This is a genomic window from Rathayibacter sp. AY1C5 (genome assembly GCF_002931705.1).
Classification (GTDB): Bacteria; Actinomycetota; Actinomycetes; order Actinomycetales; family Microbacteriaceae; genus Rathayibacter.
The window spans coordinates 79,009-94,788 of sequence record NZ_PSWD01000010.1 but is presented as its reverse complement, the minus strand read 5'-3'; the positions used below and the strand labels follow the sequence as shown (position 1 = coordinate 94,788).

Genomic DNA, 15,780 nt, shown 5'->3' with positions numbered 1-15,780 from the left:
CCGCCACCCCCGTCCGCCCCACCCGAGAGGAGGCGACCGCATGTACGAAGGCATCGTCCAGGAGCTGATCGACGAGCTCGGCCGGCTCCCCGGCATCGGTCCGAAGTCCGCCCAGCGCATCGCGTTCCACATCCTGCAGACCGAGACGTTCGACGTCACCCGGCTCGCCGAGATCCTGCTCGAGCTGCGCGGCCGTGTGCACTTCTGCGACATCTGCGGGAACGTGGCGGAGGAGGCGACCTGCGGGATCTGCCGCGATCCGCGCCGCAGCCGCGCCGTCATCTGCGTCGTGGAGGAGGCGAAGGACGTCCCGGCGATCGAGCGCACCCGCGAGTTCCGCGGGCTCTACCACGTGCTCGGCGGCGCGATCAGCCCGATCGACGGCATCGGCCCGGATCAGCTCCGCATCCGCCAGCTGCTGCAGCGGCTCGCGGACGGCGAGGTGCAGGAGGTCATCATCGCGACCGACCCGAACCTCGAGGGCGAGGCGACGGCGACCTATCTCTCGCGCATGCTCAGCACCCTCGGCATCCGCATCACCCGTCTGGCCTCCGGGCTGCCCGTCGGCGGAGACCTCGAGTACGCCGACGAGATCACCCTCGGCCGCGCCTTCGAGGGCCGCCGGCTCGTCGAGAACTGACGCGGCCGCCGGAGTCGCATGACCGCTCCGGCATGCGGTCGACCGGTAGACTCGCCCGTCGGGTCGCGACGGCGGTCCAGCCACCGACACGGGAGCAGCACGTGAGCCTGATCGTCCAGAAGTTCGGCGGGTCCTCCGTCGCCGACGCGGAGAGCATCAAGCGGGTCGCGAAGCGGATCGTCGCCACCAAGCAGGCGGGCAACGACGTGGTCGTCGCCGTCTCGGCCATGGGCGACACCACCGACGACCTGCTCGAGCTCGCCCACCAGGTCACGCCCATCCCCGCCCCTCGCGAGCTCGACATGCTGCTCTCCTCGGGCGAGCGCATCTCGATGGCGCTGCTGGCGATGGCGATCAAGAGCATGGGCTTCGAGGCCCGCTCCTTCACCGGCAGCCAGGCCGGCATGATCACGGACGCGCAGCACGGCGCCGCCCGCATCGTCGACATCACCCCGGTCCGCCTCCGCGAGGCGCTCGACGAGAACGCCGTTGTCATCGTCGCGGGCTTCCAGGGCTTCAACCGCGACACGAAGGACATCACCACCCTCGGCCGCGGCGGCTCGGACACCACCGCCGTCGCGCTCGCCGCGGGACTCGGCGCCGACACCTGCGAGATCTACACCGACGTCGACGGCGTCTTCACCGCCGACCCGCGGGTCGTCAAGAAGGCCCGCAAGCTCGATCGCATCACCAGCGAGGAGATGCTCGAGCTGGCCGCCGCGGGAGCGAAGGTGCTGCACATCCGCGCCGTCGAGTTCGCCCGCCGCCACGGAGTCACGCTCCACGTGCGCTCCTCCTTCAGCCCCAATGAGGGCACCATCGTCTACAACGCCGAGACCGCCGGCGCCGAGCAGAACGGACAAGCCGTGGAAGAGCCCATCATCGCCGGAGTCGCCGCCGACCTGAACGAGGCGAAGATCACCGTCGTCGGAGTCCCCGACATCCCGGGCAAGGCCGCGCAGATCTTCACGATCGTGGCCAAGACCGGCTCCAACATCGACATGATCGTGCAGAACGTGTCGGCTGCGGCCACCGCCCGCACCGACATCTCGTTCACCCTGCCCAAGGCCGACGGCCAGACGGTCCTCATGGCTCTCAACGCCGAGAAGGACGAGGTCGGCTTCGAGTCCCTGCAGTACGACGACCAGATCGCCAAGCTCGCGCTCGTGGGCGCCGGGATGCGCACCAACGCCGGTGTCTCCGCGAAGCTGTTCCGCTCCCTCTACGAGGCCGGGATCAACATCGAGATGATCTCCACGAGCGAGATCCGCATCTCGGTCGTCACCCGCGCCGACACCGTGAACGAGGCTCTGCGCGTCGTGCACACCGCCTTCGGGCTCGACGCCGAGGACGAGGCCGTCGTCTACGCCGGCACCGGCCGCTGACGGCCGGACACCCTCGCGATCCGGCCGTTCCTCCCGAGCGGCCGGAGCGACCGGTACCCTCTCCCTCGATCCCCCCGCCACGAGCGGCCCGCGCGCCGCACGGACGAAAGAGCACAGCATGAGCAGCACCCCCCTCCACGTGGGCGTCGTCGGCGCGACCGGCCAGGTCGGGAAGGTGATGCGCCGCCTCCTCGAGGAGCGCGACTTCCCGATCGCGTCCATCCGCTTCTTCGCCACCGCCCGCTCGGCGGGCACGACGCTGCCGTTCCGCGGCGAGGACGTCGTTGTCGAGGACGTGGAGACCGCCGATCCGTCGGGGCTCGACATCGCCCTGTTCTCGGCCGGAGCCACGGGATCGCGCGCGCAGGCGCCCCGCTTCGCCGCGGCCGGCGTCACCGTGATCGACAACTCCAGCGCCTGGCGGATGGACCCCGAGGTCCCGCTGGTCGTCAGCGAGGTGAACCCCCACGCCATCGACCAGGCGGTCAAGGGCATCATCGCCAACCCCAACTGCACCACGATGGCCGCGATGCCGATCCTCAAGGTCCTCGACCGCGAGGCGGGGCTCACGCGCCTGATCGTCAGCACCTACCAGGCCGTGTCCGGCAGCGGACTGGCCGGAGCGAACGAGCTGGCCGGCCAGGTCCGCGCCGCCGTCGGCGACGAGCACCTGCTCGACCTGGTGCACGACGGCTCGGCGGTCGACTTCCCCGCGCCGGACAAGTACGTCGCCCCGATCGCCTTCGACGTCATCCCCTTCGCGGGGAGCCTGGTCGAGGACGGCTCGAACGAGACCGACGAGGAGAAGAAGCTCCGCAACGAGAGCCGCCGCATCCTCGAGCTCCCGGAGCTGCTGGTCTCGGGCACCTGCGTGCGCGTCCCCGTGTTCACCGGCCACTCGCTCTCCGTCAACGCCGAGTTCGCCTCCGCCCTCAGCCCCGAGCGTGCTCGCGAGCTGCTGGCCGACGCGCCCGGCGTCGTGCTGCGCGAGGTGCCGACTCCGCTGGAGGCCGCGGGCAAGGACCCGAGCTTCGTCGGCCGCATCCGCGCCGACGAGGGCGCCCCGGAGGGACGCGGCCTCGCGCTCTTCATCAGCAACGACAACCTCCGCAAGGGCGCGGCCCTGAACGCCGTGCAGATCGCCGAGCTCATCGCGGCGAAGCAGCCCGTCTCCTGACCGGCGTAGACGGGGCCGGCGCCGAGCGCTCCGGCCCCCTCCGGGTGGAAAAGCCGCGAATTTGATGGGGGAGCGGGTCCCCTCCCGGCCGCGGCGTCCGCGGGCGAGCGTAAACTCGACTCTCGTGAACTCCTCGGAACCGGTCGACGTCGCCCTCATCGGTGGGGGCATCATGAGCGCCACGCTCGGCGCACTCATCACCCAGCTGCAGCCCGACTGGACGATCGCCGCCTATGAGCGCCTCGGCGACGTGGCGCAGGAGTCGTCGAACCCGTGGAACAACGCGGGCACCGGTCACGCGGCCCTCTGCGAGCTGAACTACATGCCCGAGGCGGCCGACGGCTCCGTCGACCCGGCCAAGGCGATCCAGATCAACGAGCAGTTCCAGATCTCGCGCCAGTTCTGGTCGAGCCTGGTGGAGTCCGGCGACATCCGCGAGCCCTCCAGCTTCATCAACCCGGCGCCGCACATGACCTTCGTGCACGGCGAGGCCAACGTCGAGTACCTCCGGAAGCGCTACGAGGCGCTCAAGGACCAGCCGCTGTTCGCCGGCATCGAGTTCACCGAGAGCGTCAAGACCATCCACGAGTGGGCGCCCCTGCTGATGGAGCAGCGTCCCGCCGGCGGCGGCCCCTACGCGGCGACGCGCATGCCGGCCGGCACCGACGTCGACTTCGGCTCGCTGACCCACCAGCTGTTCGACCACGTCGTCGCCCACGGCGGCACGCTCGACACCGGCCGCGAGGTCACCGACATCACCCGGCAGAAGGACGGCACCTGGCGCCTCGACCTCAAGCAGGTCGTCGGAGGCACGCCCCAGTCGGTGACCGCCCGCTTCGTCTTCGTCGGCGCCGGCGGCGGTGCGTTGCACCTCCTGCAGAAGTCGGGCATCCCCGAGATCAAGGGCTTCGGAGGCTTCCCGATCTCGGGGCAGTTCCTCCGCACCGACAACTCCGAGCTGGTCGCCCGGCACAAGGCGAAGGTCTACGGCAAGGCCGCCGTCGGCGCGCCCCCGATGTCGGTGCCGCACCTCGATGCGCGCGTCGTCGACGGCGAGTCGTCCCTCCTCTTCGGCCCCTACGCGGGCTTCACGCCCAAGTTCCTGAAGCGGGGCTCGTGGCTCGACCTGCCCCTGTCGATCCGGCCGCACAACATCGGCCCGATGCTCGCGGTCGCCCGCGACAACCTCGACCTGATGAAGTACCTGATCGGCGAGGTGCTCGCCGGCCGTGGCAAGAAGATGAAGGCCCTGCGCGAGTTCCTGCCCACCGCCCGCGACGAGGACTGGTACCTGATCACCGCCGGCCAGCGCGTCCAGGTGATGAAGAAGGACGAGAAGAAGGGCGGCGTGCTGCAGTTCGGCACCGAGGTCATCACCGGAGGGGACGGCACGATCGCCGGCCTGCTCGGCGCCTCGCCCGGAGCCTCGACCGCCGTGCCGATCATGCTCGACATCGTGCAGAAGTGCTTCCCCGACCGGATGAAGGCCTGGGAGCCGCGGATCCGCGCGCTGGTGCCGAGCTACGGCTCGACCCTCAACGACGCGCCCGAGAAGGCCGAGCAGACGGTCACCGCGACCGCCGAGACGCTGGAGCTGTCCGCCTCGGTCTGATCGGCTGCGATCCGTTCGAACGTATGTTCTAATGGCTCCATGAGGTGGAGCGGGCAGTCGATCGGCACGGCCGACGAGGCCGCCCTGCCCGGCCTCGTCAAGCTCACCGACCTGGTGCGGACGGTGCGCACGCCGGAGTTCGAGGGCGTCACCTTCTACGAGGTGCTCGCGAAGTCGGCGCTCAACCGCGTGCACACCTCCTCGAAGATGCCGTTCGGCTGGAGCATCAACCCGATGCGCGGCTGCACCCACGCCTGCACCTACTGCTTCGCCCGGCCCACGCACGAGTACCTCGAGTTCGACGGCGGCCGCGACTTCGACTCGCAGATCGTCGTGAAGGTGAACGTCGCCGAGGTCCTCACCCGGGAGCTCGCGAAGCCGAGCTGGGAGCGGCACCCCGTGGCACTCGGCACCAACACCGATCCGTACCAGCGCGCCGAGGGCCGCTACCGGCTGATGCCGGGCATCATCGCCGCGCTCGCCGCCTCGGGCACCCCGATCTCGATCCTCACGAAGGGCTCGCTGCTGCGGCGAGACCTGCCGCTGCTCCGCGAGGCCGCCGAGCACGTCCCGGTCGACCTCGGAGTGTCGATCGCCGTCTACGACGAGGGCCTCCAGCGCTCCGTCGAGCCGGGTGCGCCGACCGCGGCGGCCAGGCTGGCGACGGTCACCGCGGCACGGGAGGCCGGCTTCGACTGCTCGGTGTTCCTGATGCCGATCCTGCCGTTCCTCACCGACACCCGGGCGCACCTCGACGAGTCGCTCCAAGCCTGCCGCGAGGCGGGCGCCAGCACGATCATGTACTCGACCCTCTACCTCAAGCCCGGGGTGAAGGAGTGGTTCCTGCAGTGGCTCGGGCAGGAGCACCCCGAGCTGGTCGACAAGTACCGAGCGCTCTACCCGGGCCGCGACGCCTACGCGCCTCTCGAGTACCGGCGCTGGCTCTCCGCGCGCATCCGCCCGCTGATGCGCGCGCACGGGCTCGAGCGCGGCGAGGAGGACCCGGCCACCGGCTCCGTCAAGTCCTCCGCCCTGAATTCGCTGGGGACGCTGCGGACCCTCGGCGGCGAGCGGCGCTCCCTCCAGCACGACGGGCTGCTGGTCGGGGAGCTCGGGCCGGAGCGCGCCGCGATCCTGCCCGGCGTCGGGCAGCCGACGCTGTTCTGAGCCGGGGGCGGGCCCGGCCGCGGCTAGGATCGTCCGCATGGTCACCCGCTCCGGTGAGCCCTCGGGCTCCTCCGCCCGGAGCGCCCGCGACGCGCCACCCCGTGCGGTCCGGCTCGGCCTGCTCGACCCGCGCGAGGACCTGCTCGCGGCGACGAGCGCGTGGATCCGCACCCACGCCCCGGACTTCGAGGTCGTCGTGGCCGCCTCCACCTGGCACGACCTGGTGACGAGCGATGTCTTCCCCACCCAGGTGGTCGTGATGGACGTCGAGCTGCGCGAGCCGATCTCGATCGAGGCGCGGATCCGGACCTGCCGGGCGGCGGGAGCCGCGGTCGTGGCGCTCTCCGCGAGCGAGGACGACGAGGTCCGCGAGCGCGCCCTGAAGGCCGGAGCCGTGCGGCACCTGGCGAAGTCGCGCCCGCTCGCTGAGGTGATGGAGCAGACCCGCGCCGCTCTCGAGATGCGCTCGGCCGACGTCTCGTCCGCGCAGTGGCGGCCCCTGCCGTCCGGAGTCGCGGCGCAGCAGCGCCCACGGCTCAGCGCCGGCGAGCTGGAGGCGCTGCGCCTCTACGCGTCCGGATCGAGCACCCCCGAGGTCGCCGCCAAGATGAACGTGCAGTTCGAGACCGCGAAGACCTACCTGCAGCGAGTGCGCCGCAAGTACGTCGCGGTCGGCAGGCCCGCGAGCCGCCGGGCCGACCTGATCCGCCGCGCCGGCGAGGACGGGTTCCTCCCGTGACCGGCCCCTGCTCACCCCGGGGGCCCCGCCCCCGGACCCGCCCCGAGGAGACCTGATGGCCAAGCTGTACTTCCGCTACGGAGCGATGAACAGCGGGAAGAGCACGTCGCTCCTGCAGGCCGCGCACAACTACGAGGAGCGCGGGCACCGGGTGCTGCTGGCCAAGCCGGCCGTCGACACGAAGGGCGAGGAGCTGATCGTGTCGCGGCTCGGCGTGACCCGTCCGGTGGACATCCTGTTCGAACCCGACGGGGACCCGGTGGCCGTCTTCACCGCCGCCCGGGCCCGCGTGCTGGCCGAGTCGAAGCGCGACGTGAGTGCTCTGCTCGTCGACGAGGCGCAGTTCCTGCCGGAGTCGCACGTCGACGATCTGCTCCGGATCGCCATCCTCGAGAACGTGCCCGTCCTGGCGTACGGCATCCGCACGGACTTCCGCACCGCCGCGTTCCCGGGAAGCAGGCGGCTCCTGGAGATCGCCCACAGCCTCGAGGAGCTGAAGACGATCTGCCGGTGCGGGCGCAAAGCGATCTTCAACGGGCGCGTCGTGGACGGCCGCTTCGTGTTCGACGGCGATCAGGTCGCGATCGACGGAACGGCGGTCACCTACGAGTCGCTGTGCGGCGCGTGCTACCTCCAGGAGAGCCGCGGCCGGCTCCGCGGGTGACCGGTCGAGCGTTCCTCACCGGCGCGACACCCCTCCGAAACGAGGAAGTGGGTAGCCTGACGACGTGACAACACCGGAAACGGAATTACGCCTTTCGAAGCAGCAGGAAAGGTCGGGGGAAACGATGACGGCGCAAGGGGCACCGCTGAGGCGTCGGCCGTCGTGGGAGCAGGACTACCGGCGACGGCTGCTCATCACGGACGTCGTCGCGATCGTCCTCTCCGTCTTCGGCACGCAGCTCTTCTGGTTCGACCTGAACCTGAACTCGGACCTGGGGTTCAAGAACCCCGCCGACATCGCGGTCAGCTACACCTGGGTGTCCGTCGCCCTGTCGGTCGGCTGGCTCCTCGCCCTCCAGGTCTTCGACACGCGCGACCGCCGGATCGTCGGCACCGGCTACGTCGAGTACCGCCGCGTCGTCGACGCCTCCATCTGGCTCTTCGGCATCGTCGCGATCATCGCCTACCTGCTCCAGATCCTGCTCGCGCGCGGCTACATCATCACGGCGTTCCCCGCCGGGATCGTGCTGATCTGCGTCGGCCGCCTGGTCTGGCGCTCCTGGCTCACCCGGCAGCGCCGGGCGGGCCGCTTCTCGAGCCAGGTCGTGCTCCTCGGCTCCCGCGCGAGCGTCCTGCACACCGCACGCGAGTTGCGCCGCGGCACCGAGGCCGGCTACAAGCTCGTCGGCGCCGTCTCGACCTCGGTCGGCGGTGCGGACGCGCTGCGGAGCGAGCAGGAGCTCTCGGGCCTCGCGGTCCACGGGTTCACCGGGATCGACGGCGTCCGCGCCGTGATGGACGCCACCGGCGCCGACACGGTGGTCGTCACGAGCTCCGACGAGCTGGCGCCGCAGCGGATCCGCGAGCTGAGCTGGACGCTCGAGCCCGGGCGCGAGCACCTCGTCGTGGCGCCGAGCCTCACCGACATCGGCGGTCCGCGCATCCACACCCGCCCCGTCGCGGGCCTTCCGCTGATCCACGTCGAGACCCCGCGCTTCGACGGCCGCCAGCGGTTCGCCAAGCGCCTCTTCGACATCCTCGCGTCGACCATGCTGATCATCCTCAGCGCGCCGGTGCTCGTCGTCGTCGCCGTGCTGGTCAAGGTCACCAGCCCCGGGCCCGTGCTCTTCCGGCAGGAGCGCATCGGTCTGAACGGCGCGACCTTCGAGATGCTGAAGTTCCGCTCGATGGTCGTCGACGCGGAGGCGCGACTGGCGGCTCTCGCGTCGCAGCAGCGTGCGGAGGGGAACTCGATCCTCTTCAAGATGGCGAAGGACCCGCGCGTCACCCGGGTGGGCGCGATCCTCCGGCGCTTCAGCCTCGACGAGCTGCCCCAGTTCCTGAACGTCTTCCGCGGCGACATGTCCCTGATCGGCCCCCGCCCGCCGCTGGCCCGCGAGGTCGAGCAGTACGAGGAGCACGTGCACCGCCGCTTCCTGATGAAGCCGGGCATCACCGGGCTCTGGCAGGTCAGCGGACGCTCGAACCTCTCGTGGGAGGACACCGTCCGCCTCGACCTGTACTACGTCGAGAACTGGTCGATGACCGGCGACATCGTCATCCTCTTCAAGACCGCGCGCGCCGTCCTCGCCCGCGACGGGGCGTACTGATCGCCGGGGGGAGGGGCGCCGAGCCCCGCACCCTGTCCGTCTCGGTCCTCGAGACCCCGTTCCGCGTGGTCTTCGGACGCGGCGTCGGCGACGAGGACGCGGCGCGGATCGCCGACAGCTGGGCCGCCTGCGCGTCCGAGCCCGACGCGGGAGCACGCGACGTCCTCGCCGAGGTGGGGCACGATCCCTCCGTCCCGGTCGACGGCTCGCCCCGGGTCTCGAGCGCCACGCTCGCGCAGCTCGAGGAGTCCCTGACCTCGACCCTGACCCTCGAGGCGATCGGCGCCCGGCGCGCCGACCTGCTGATGCTCCACGCCTGCGGGATCTCCGACGAGTCCGGCCGCGTGCTGGCCTTCGTCGCCGCCTCCGGGACCGGCAAGACCACCATCGCCCGGACGCTCGGGTCCCGCTTCGGCTACGTCACCGACGAGACGGTCGGCGTGACCCCGGAGGGGCGCGTCCTGCCCTATCCCAAGCCGCTGTCGGTGAAGCCGCTGACCGGATCGGCGCCGAAGGCGCAGCTGGCCCCCGGGTCGCTCGCCCTCCGACCGGTCCCGGAGGCGCCCCTGCGTCTGGCGGGCGTCCTCCTGCTCGAGCGCCGCGACGGCGTCGGGACGCCCTTCCTCGAGCACGTCGACCCGGTCGACGCGATCGAGGATCTGGTGCCGCAGACCTCGTACCTCTCGGCCCGACCGCGGCCGATCGCCGATCTCGTCCGCACCCTCTCGGCGCTGGGCGGCGTCCGGCGACTGGTCTACTCCGAGGCCGCGAGCGTGGTGCACCTGGTCGAGGAGGTCTTCGCGTCCCTCGGCGCCGAGGCCCCGTCCGCCTGGTCCGACGTGGTCTCCGTGCAGCTCGACCCTGTGGGCGAGGCCCTGCCCGGCACCGTCCTGCGCACCCCTGCGGACGACGCGGTGGAGCTCGCCGACGGCCAGCTGCTCGTGTTCTGCGGCGGCACCCTCGTGCGCCTGTCCGGCATCGGCCCGACGATCTGGCGCCACGCCGGCCGGGGCTCCGATCTGCCCGGTCTCGTCGCCGCGGTGCTCGAGGAGGCGGGCCCGCCGCCCGCCGGCGTCGATGCGGAGGCGGTCGTCGAGTCGGCGGTCGTCGAGCTCGAGGGCCTCGGAGTGATCACGAGAGGGACTCCGCCGGAGCCCACCCCCGACAGGTGGCACGGTTGACGCGCCTGGCGCCGAGGGCGCGGAAGCGCTGTGTCAGAATTCGGAAGAACCCGTCGCCGGCGCCCGCCGCGTGATCCGTACCAGCGAAGGAAATCTGACTCTGTGGAACTTCGAGACGTCCTCCGGCTGCTGCGCGACCACTGGATCCCGATCGTCGCGGCGATCCTCCTCGGCACTCTCGTCGCCTTCGGCTGGTCGCTGACGCAGAAGCCGCGGTACGTCGCCGACTCGCAGGGCCTGGTCTCCGTCGCCACCACCGGTACCGACGACAGCCAGGCGATCTACACGCAGCAGATCGCGCAGTCCGTCGCCAAGTCGAGCCTCGCCACGTACGTCCCGATCGCCACCTCGCGCGACGTGGCGCAGATCGCGATCGACAGCCTCGGCCTCGACGTCTCGCCCGCCACGCTGATCTCGGCGATCACGGTGCAGGCCGACACGGTCGCCCCGGTGATGAAGGTCAGCGCCACCGCCTCCACCCCCGAGGGCGCGCAGAAGCTCGCCGACGCCTGGGTCGCGGCCATCGCCACCAAGGTGCAGCAGGTCAACCAGGAGACGGGCGTCGGCGACACGGTCTCCCTCACCGTTCTGCAGGCCGCGGCGCTCCCGTCCTCGCCGGCGTTCCCGAACCTGCGCCTCGTCCTCGCGGTCGGCGCGCTCGCGGGCCTCGTCCTCGGTCTCGTCTACGCGTTCGTCCGCAACACGCTGGACCGGCGCATCCGCACCGCCGAGATGGTCGAGCGCCTGTTCGACCTCCCCGTGGTCGGCACCCTCCCCGTCGACAAGCGCCTCAGCGAGACCAACCGCATCGTCCCCGAGGCCGACACGACCGACTACATCAAGGCCGACGGCAAGCACGCACTCGCCGAGGCGCTGCGCGAGCTCCGCACGAACCTGCAGTTCATGAACATCGACAGCCCGCCGCGCATCATCGTCGTGACGAGCCCGCTGCCCTCGGACGGCAAGTCGACGGTGACCGCGAACCTCGCGGTGACGCTTGCCGCCTCCGGCCAGCGGACCGTCGTCGTCGATGGCGACCTCCGCAAGCCCACCGTCGCCAAGTCGTTCGGCCTCGTTCCCGGCGTCGGCCTGACCGACCTGCTGATCGGCAAGGCGGAACTGCAGGACGTCCTGCAGCCGTGGGGCCCGTCCGGCAACCTCTGGGTGCTCGGAGCCGGGTCGATCCCGCCGAACCCGTCCGAGCTGCTCGGCTCCAACGGCATGGACATCCTCCTGCACGAGATCGCTCGCGAGGCCATCGTGATCGTCGATGCGCCGCCGCTCCTGCCCGTCACGGACGGCGCCATCCTCACCGCCCGCACCGACGGCGCGCTCGTGGTCATCTCCGCGGGCAGGACGACGACCGACGAGCTGGGCAAGGCGATCCAGAACATCGAGCGGGTCAGCGGCCACACCCTCGGCGTGATCCTCAACCGCGTGCCCGCGCGCGGCCAGGTCGGCCGGGGCTACGGCTACTACTACACGAGCTACTACGGCTCCGAGCGATCGGGTGCCCGCCCGGACACGGCCGTCGAGCCCGAGCCCGCGTCGACCTCGGCCTGAGCGCCCCGCGATGATCTTCCCGGGAGACGACTCCGCCCGCCCCGCCCGCCGGAGCTGGCGACCGGACGAACCGGTCGCCGCCTCCGCCGCCCCCGTCTTCACCGTGCTCTCGGTCTGCACCGGCAACATCTGCCGGTCGCCGATGGCGGAGCAGCTGCTGCGCGCCGCACTCGCCGACGCGACATCACCCGCGGGAGGTCCGCTCTTCGCGTTCACGAGCGCCGGAGTGAGGACGCGCGACGGACTGCCGATGGACCCGGTCTCGGCCCGCTTCTCGGCTCAGCACGGGGGAGACCCGGCCGCGCACACGAGCGCGGTGCTCGGCGACGCGATCGTCGGCGACGCCGACCTCCTGCTCACGATGACGCGCGACCACCTGGTCGACGCCTCCCGGCGCTTCCCGTCGCTCCTCCTCCGCGGCTTCACGCTGCTCGAGTTCGCCCGCGTGCTGCCGTTCGTGCTGCGGGAGGTGCCGCTGCCGACGGTCGAGGACCCCGCCGCGCGGCTCCGCGCCGTCGTGCGGCTCGCCGCCGCCCACCGCGGGCGCGCCCCGCGGGGCGAGGGCGGCGACGACATCGAGGACCCGATCGGCCGCAGCGAGGCCGTGCACGAGCGCGTGGCGGCGCAGATCGCGGCGGCTGTCGCCGACGTCTCCCGCGATCTGAGAGCATTGGCGCGGCGGTAGTCGCGCGTCCGCGGGCGCGCTGACGCCTCGCCGCATCGCATCGCTCCTCCTCACCGTCGCGACCGCGACACGAACCCGCCACGATTCGGAGAACCCCTGTGAAGCTTTCTGTCATCGGCTGCGGCTACCTCGGCGCCGTCCACGCTGCCGCCATGGCCGAGCTCGGCCACGACGTCATCGGCATCGACGTCGACCAGAAGAAGATCGACGCCCTGGCCGCCGGCACCGCGCCGTTCTTCGAGCCCGGCCTCCCGGAGCTGCTGTCCTCCGGCGTCGCCTCCGGGCGCCTGCGCTTCTCGACCGACATGGCCGACGCCGCCGGTGCGGCCGTGCACTTCGTCGCCGTCGGCACCCCGCAGAAGCCGGGCGAGAACGCCGCGGACATGACCTACGTCGACTCGGCGATCGACGGTCTCCTGCCCTACCTCGAGGCGGACTCCCTCGTCGTCGGCAAGTCGACCGTCCCCGTCGGCACCGCCGCCCGCCTGGCCGACCGCATCGCCTCCTCCGGTGCGACCCTCGCCTGGAACCCCGAGTTCCTCCGCGAGGGCTTCGCGGTCAAGGACACGATCAGCCCCGACCGGCTCGTCTACGGCGTGCCCGCGGGCGAGGCCGGAGCAGCGGCGAAGGCGACCCTCGACGAGGTCTACGCGACGGCGCTCGCGGCCGAGACCCCGCTCGTGGTCACCGACTACGCCACCGCCGAGCTGGTGAAGGTCTCGGCCAACGCCTTCCTCGCGACCAAGATCTCGTTCATCAACGCGATCGCCGAGATCGCGGAGGTCACCGGCGCGGACGTCACGCAGCTCGCCGACGCGATCGGCTACGACGTGCGGATCGGCCGCCGCTTCCTGAACGCGGGCATCGGCTTCGGAGGCGGCTGCCTCCCGAAGGACATCCGCGCCTTCTCTGCCCGCGCCGACGAGCTCGGCGTCGGCGAGTCCGTCGCCTTCCTCAAAGAGGTCGACGCGATCAACCTGCGTCGCCGTCAGCGCGTCGTCGACCTCGTCACCGAGGGCCTGGGCGGCTCCGTCGAGGGCCGCCGCATCGCGGTGCTCGGTCTGGCGTTCAAGCCGGAGTCGGACGACATCCGTGACTCGCCGTCGCTCGACGTCGCCGCTCGCCTGCACGACCTCGGTGCGACCGTGGTCGCGACCGACCCCGAGGCGATCGAGAACTCGCGCCGCCGCTACCCCGAGATCACCTACACGACCGACGTCGACGAGGCGCTGGCCGGTGCCGACGCCGTGGTCGTCGTGACGGAGTGGAAGCAGTTCCGCGCCCTCGACCCCGCGGCCACGGCGGCGAAGGTGGCCAACACCTTCCTCGTCGACGGTCGCAACTGCCTCGACCCCGCCGCCTGGCGTGCTGCCGGCTGGGAGTACCGCGGCCTCGGCCGCTGACGCGGCGGAGCCGTCGTCTCAGCGGACGCGGCTCGGCTGATCCGCCACCACGCCGGAGGTGCCGCGGAGGGGGATGTGCGCGAAGGCGTCGTCCCACTCCGCCGCCCTCCGGCGTCGTCGTGCGCGGACGACCATCCGGAGCAGGACGCCGGCGACCGCGCCGAGAAGCGCGCCGGAGGTGTTCATCACGACGTCGTCGACGGTCGCGAAGCGCGCCGAGAGGAAGAGCAGCTGGCCCGCCTCGATCAGCGAGCTCACGACGGCGCCGACGGCCACAGCGACCCACGCCCTCCGGAGCCGCAGGTTGAGGGCCAGGAGCAGCCCCAGGGGCACGAACAGGGCGATGTTGGCGGTCGACTCGATGAACGCGTAGTCGACCATCGGGAGGCCGTGCCGGGCGAACCAGGAGGTCACCCGGCCGAGATCCCCCCGCACTCCCGCATCGACGGGCGTCGGCCAGAAGGCGATGGCTGCGAGCGCGACCACGTAGGGCACGCTGATGGCGAGGGTGAGGCGGGTGAGCGACCGGGTCACGGTGCTCCTCTCGTCGGTCGTCGGGCGGGGGCGGCGACGACGGCGGAAGAACAGTCTCGCTCCCGGCTGCTGGGATCGGGCCGGGAGGCGCGGGGGAGTGGGCTGGAGGCACGCCCGTGCGCAGGACGCTCGGGACGCCGTCAGGGGTGCTCGAGCCGGAGAGCGCGGGGCGGTGATCGCGCCGGCTCCGTCGTCGACCAGGCTCCGGCCCGGGCGAGCATCCGCCTGCGGGCGAGCCCCGCCACAGCAGAATTCCGAGAACGCCCCGGGAACGACGAAGCCCGGCCGGATCATCGATCCTGGCCGGGCTTCTCACCGGTCGGGGTAGCGGGATTCGAACCCACGACCTCCTCGTCCCGAACGAGGCGCGCTACCAAGCTGCGCCACACCCCGGTGTGCTCATCACGGAGAACCGCTCACGAGCCTCGACAATAGTAGCCGATTTCCGGACCGCCGTCGGACACCCCTCGTCAGGCCGCCGGAGTGAGCGTGACGAGGGTCACCTCGGGCCGGCAGGCGAAGCGCACCGGTGCGTAGATCGAGGTGCCGACTCCGGCGGACACGTTGAGGTACGAGCTGCGCAGTCCGTTGTCCCACGTCGTCGAGCCGGCGACCTTGTCGCGCGGGATGTCGCAGTTGGTGACGAGGGCGCCGAAGCCCGGGACGCAGACCTGCCCGCCGTGCGTGTGCCCGGCGAGGATCACCTCGGCGCCGCGGGCGACGAAGTCGTCGAGGATGCGCTGGTAGGGCGCGTGCGCCACGCCGATGCTGACCCCGGCCGGTCCGTCCTCCGCGCCGCGGAGCTCGTCCACGGCTCCGGCGACGAGGTCGATGCGGTCGAGGCCGATGTGCGGGTCGTCGACGCCGAAGAACTCGATGCGCGTCCCCTTCACCGTGATGCTCTCGGCGCGGTTGTTGAGGTCCACCCACCCGAGCCCGTCCGAGAAGAAGCCGGTCAGCCCGTCGGTGTCGAGATCGGCCTCGTGCTGCTTGGGGTTCTTGGAGGGGCCGACGAAGTAGCGGAGCGGGTTCTTGATCCGAGGGCCGAAGTAGTCGTTGGATCCGTTGACGAAGGCGCCGGGGATCCCGGCGAAGGGCTCCAGGGCTCGGCGGATGCCGAGCACGCCGTCGCGGTGGCCGAGGTTGTCGCCGGTGTCGACCACGACGTCGGGCGCCAGGGCGAGGAGCGAGCGGATCCACTCCTGCTTCTTCGTCTGCCACGGGGCCATGTGCAGGTCCGACACGTGCAGGACGCGGATCGGCTCGGAACCGGCGGGCAGCACCGGGAACGACGTGCGCCGGACGGTGAACAACGTCCGCTCGACGCCGATGCCCCAGGCCGCGGCGACGGCTCCGGCCGCGGCGACGGTCGCGAGGGCGGTGGTGAGGGGGCGACGGGTGCGTCCGGTCATGGGTCCTTC

Annotated in this window: 14 protein-coding genes and 1 tRNA gene; 12 read left to right on the top strand and 3 right to left on the bottom strand. The window is 71.6% G+C overall.

Annotated elements, in window-relative coordinates; all coding sequences use genetic code 11:
* Positions 1-40 precede the first annotated feature (40 nt).
* The 12 genes from recR to C5C57_RS09665 all read left to right on the top strand — a co-directional run bounded on the left by recR (position 41) and on the right by C5C57_RS09665 (position 13,825).
* Positions 41-640, top strand: coding sequence for a recombination mediator RecR (gene recR, locus C5C57_RS09720; RefSeq protein ID WP_104222157.1), 600 nt, complete (start codon positions 41-43; stop codon positions 638-640).
* Positions 641-741: 101 nt separating this feature from the next.
* Positions 742-2,025: an aspartate kinase gene (locus C5C57_RS09715; protein WP_104222160.1), complete on the top strand. Its 1,284-nt coding sequence runs from the start codon at positions 742-744 to the stop codon at positions 2,023-2,025.
* 118 nt (positions 2,026-2,143) lie between these two features.
* Positions 2,144-3,202, top strand: coding sequence for an aspartate-semialdehyde dehydrogenase (locus C5C57_RS09710; RefSeq protein WP_104297554.1), 1,059 nt, complete (start codon positions 2,144-2,146; stop codon positions 3,200-3,202).
* A 64-nt stretch (positions 3,203-3,266) separates the two neighbouring features.
* Positions 3,267-4,814 carry a malate:quinone oxidoreductase gene (locus C5C57_RS09705; protein WP_104297553.1) on the top strand — a complete coding sequence of 516 codons (1,548 nt, stop codon included), beginning with the start codon at positions 3,267-3,269 and terminating at the stop codon, positions 4,812-4,814.
* Between the two features lie 39 nt (positions 4,815-4,853).
* Positions 4,854-5,981 (top strand): Rv2578c family radical SAM protein, encoded by a 1,128-nt coding sequence (locus C5C57_RS09700; protein ID WP_104247319.1) that lies wholly within the window; start codon positions 4,854-4,856, stop codon positions 5,979-5,981.
* A gap of 37 nt (positions 5,982-6,018) precedes the next feature.
* Entirely contained in the window at positions 6,019-6,720 is a 702-nt protein-coding gene (locus C5C57_RS09695) for a LuxR C-terminal-related transcriptional regulator (protein WP_146076549.1), read from the top strand.
* A gap of 55 nt (positions 6,721-6,775) precedes the next feature.
* A complete protein-coding gene (locus C5C57_RS09690; RefSeq protein WP_104227256.1) occupies positions 6,776-7,384 on the top strand; it encodes a thymidine kinase in 609 nt (202 codons plus the stop codon).
* Positions 7,385-7,508: 124 nt separating this feature from the next.
* Entirely contained in the window at positions 7,509-8,993 is a 1,485-nt protein-coding gene (locus tag C5C57_RS09685) for a sugar transferase (protein WP_104222171.1), read from the top strand.
* 65 nt (positions 8,994-9,058) lie between these two features.
* Entirely contained in the window at positions 9,059-10,174 is a 1,116-nt protein-coding gene (locus C5C57_RS09680; protein ID WP_104227255.1) for a hypothetical protein, read from the top strand.
* A gap of 102 nt (positions 10,175-10,276) precedes the next feature.
* Entirely contained in the window at positions 10,277-11,737 is a 1,461-nt protein-coding gene (locus tag C5C57_RS09675; RefSeq protein ID WP_181069152.1) for a polysaccharide biosynthesis tyrosine autokinase, read from the top strand.
* A gap of 10 nt (positions 11,738-11,747) precedes the next feature.
* Positions 11,748-12,422, top strand: a complete 675-nt coding sequence (locus tag C5C57_RS09670; protein WP_104227254.1) for a low molecular weight phosphatase family protein — start codon at positions 11,748-11,750, stop codon at positions 12,420-12,422.
* Between the two features lie 98 nt (positions 12,423-12,520).
* Positions 12,521-13,825 carry a UDP-glucose/GDP-mannose dehydrogenase family protein gene (locus C5C57_RS09665; protein ID WP_104222179.1) on the top strand — a complete coding sequence of 435 codons (1,305 nt, stop codon included), beginning with the start codon at positions 12,521-12,523 and terminating at the stop codon, positions 13,823-13,825.
* A gap of 18 nt (positions 13,826-13,843) precedes the next feature.
* Here C5C57_RS09665 and C5C57_RS18500 read toward each other — a convergent pair whose 3' ends face one another.
* The 3 genes from C5C57_RS18500 to C5C57_RS09650 form a co-directional block, all read right to left on the bottom strand.
* Complete coding sequence (locus C5C57_RS18500) at positions 13,844-14,359, bottom strand: VanZ family protein (RefSeq protein ID WP_258059527.1); 516 nt, start codon at positions 14,357-14,359, stop codon at positions 13,844-13,846.
* 319 nt (positions 14,360-14,678) lie between these two features.
* Positions 14,679-14,752 (bottom strand) — tRNA-Pro (locus C5C57_RS09655).
* A 77-nt stretch (positions 14,753-14,829) separates the two neighbouring features.
* Positions 14,830-15,771 carry a metallophosphoesterase gene (locus C5C57_RS09650; protein WP_104222183.1) on the bottom strand — a complete coding sequence of 314 codons (942 nt, stop codon included), beginning with the start codon at positions 15,769-15,771 and terminating at the stop codon, positions 14,830-14,832.
* Positions 15,772-15,780: the final 9 nt, after the last annotated feature.

What these genes read in the sequence shown, in the direction of transcription:
- recR (WP_104222157.1), top strand. Translation starts at nt 41, where the DNA reads ATGTACGAAGGCATCGTCCAGGAGCTGATCGACGAGCTCGGCCGGCTC.
- C5C57_RS09710 (WP_104297554.1), top strand. Translation starts at nt 2,144, where the DNA reads ATGAGCAGCACCCCCCTCCACGTGGGCGTCGTCGGCGCGACCGGCCAG.
- C5C57_RS09705 (WP_104297553.1), top strand. Translation starts at nt 3,267, where the DNA reads ATGGGGGAGCGGGTCCCCTCCCGGCCGCGGCGTCCGCGGGCGAGCGTA.
- C5C57_RS09700 (WP_104247319.1), top strand. Translation starts at nt 4,854, where the DNA reads ATGAGGTGGAGCGGGCAGTCGATCGGCACGGCCGACGAGGCCGCCCTG.
- C5C57_RS09695 (WP_146076549.1), top strand. Translation starts at nt 6,019, where the DNA reads ATGGTCACCCGCTCCGGTGAGCCCTCGGGCTCCTCCGCCCGGAGCGCC.
- C5C57_RS09690 (WP_104227256.1), top strand. Translation starts at nt 6,776, where the DNA reads ATGGCCAAGCTGTACTTCCGCTACGGAGCGATGAACAGCGGGAAGAGC.
- C5C57_RS09685 (WP_104222171.1), top strand. Translation starts at nt 7,509, where the DNA reads ATGACGGCGCAAGGGGCACCGCTGAGGCGTCGGCCGTCGTGGGAGCAG.
- C5C57_RS09670 (WP_104227254.1), top strand. Translation starts at nt 11,748, where the DNA reads ATGATCTTCCCGGGAGACGACTCCGCCCGCCCCGCCCGCCGGAGCTGG.
- C5C57_RS09650 (WP_104222183.1), bottom strand. Translation starts at nt 15,771, where the DNA reads ATGACCGGACGCACCCGTCGCCCCCTCACCACCGCCCTCGCGACCGTC.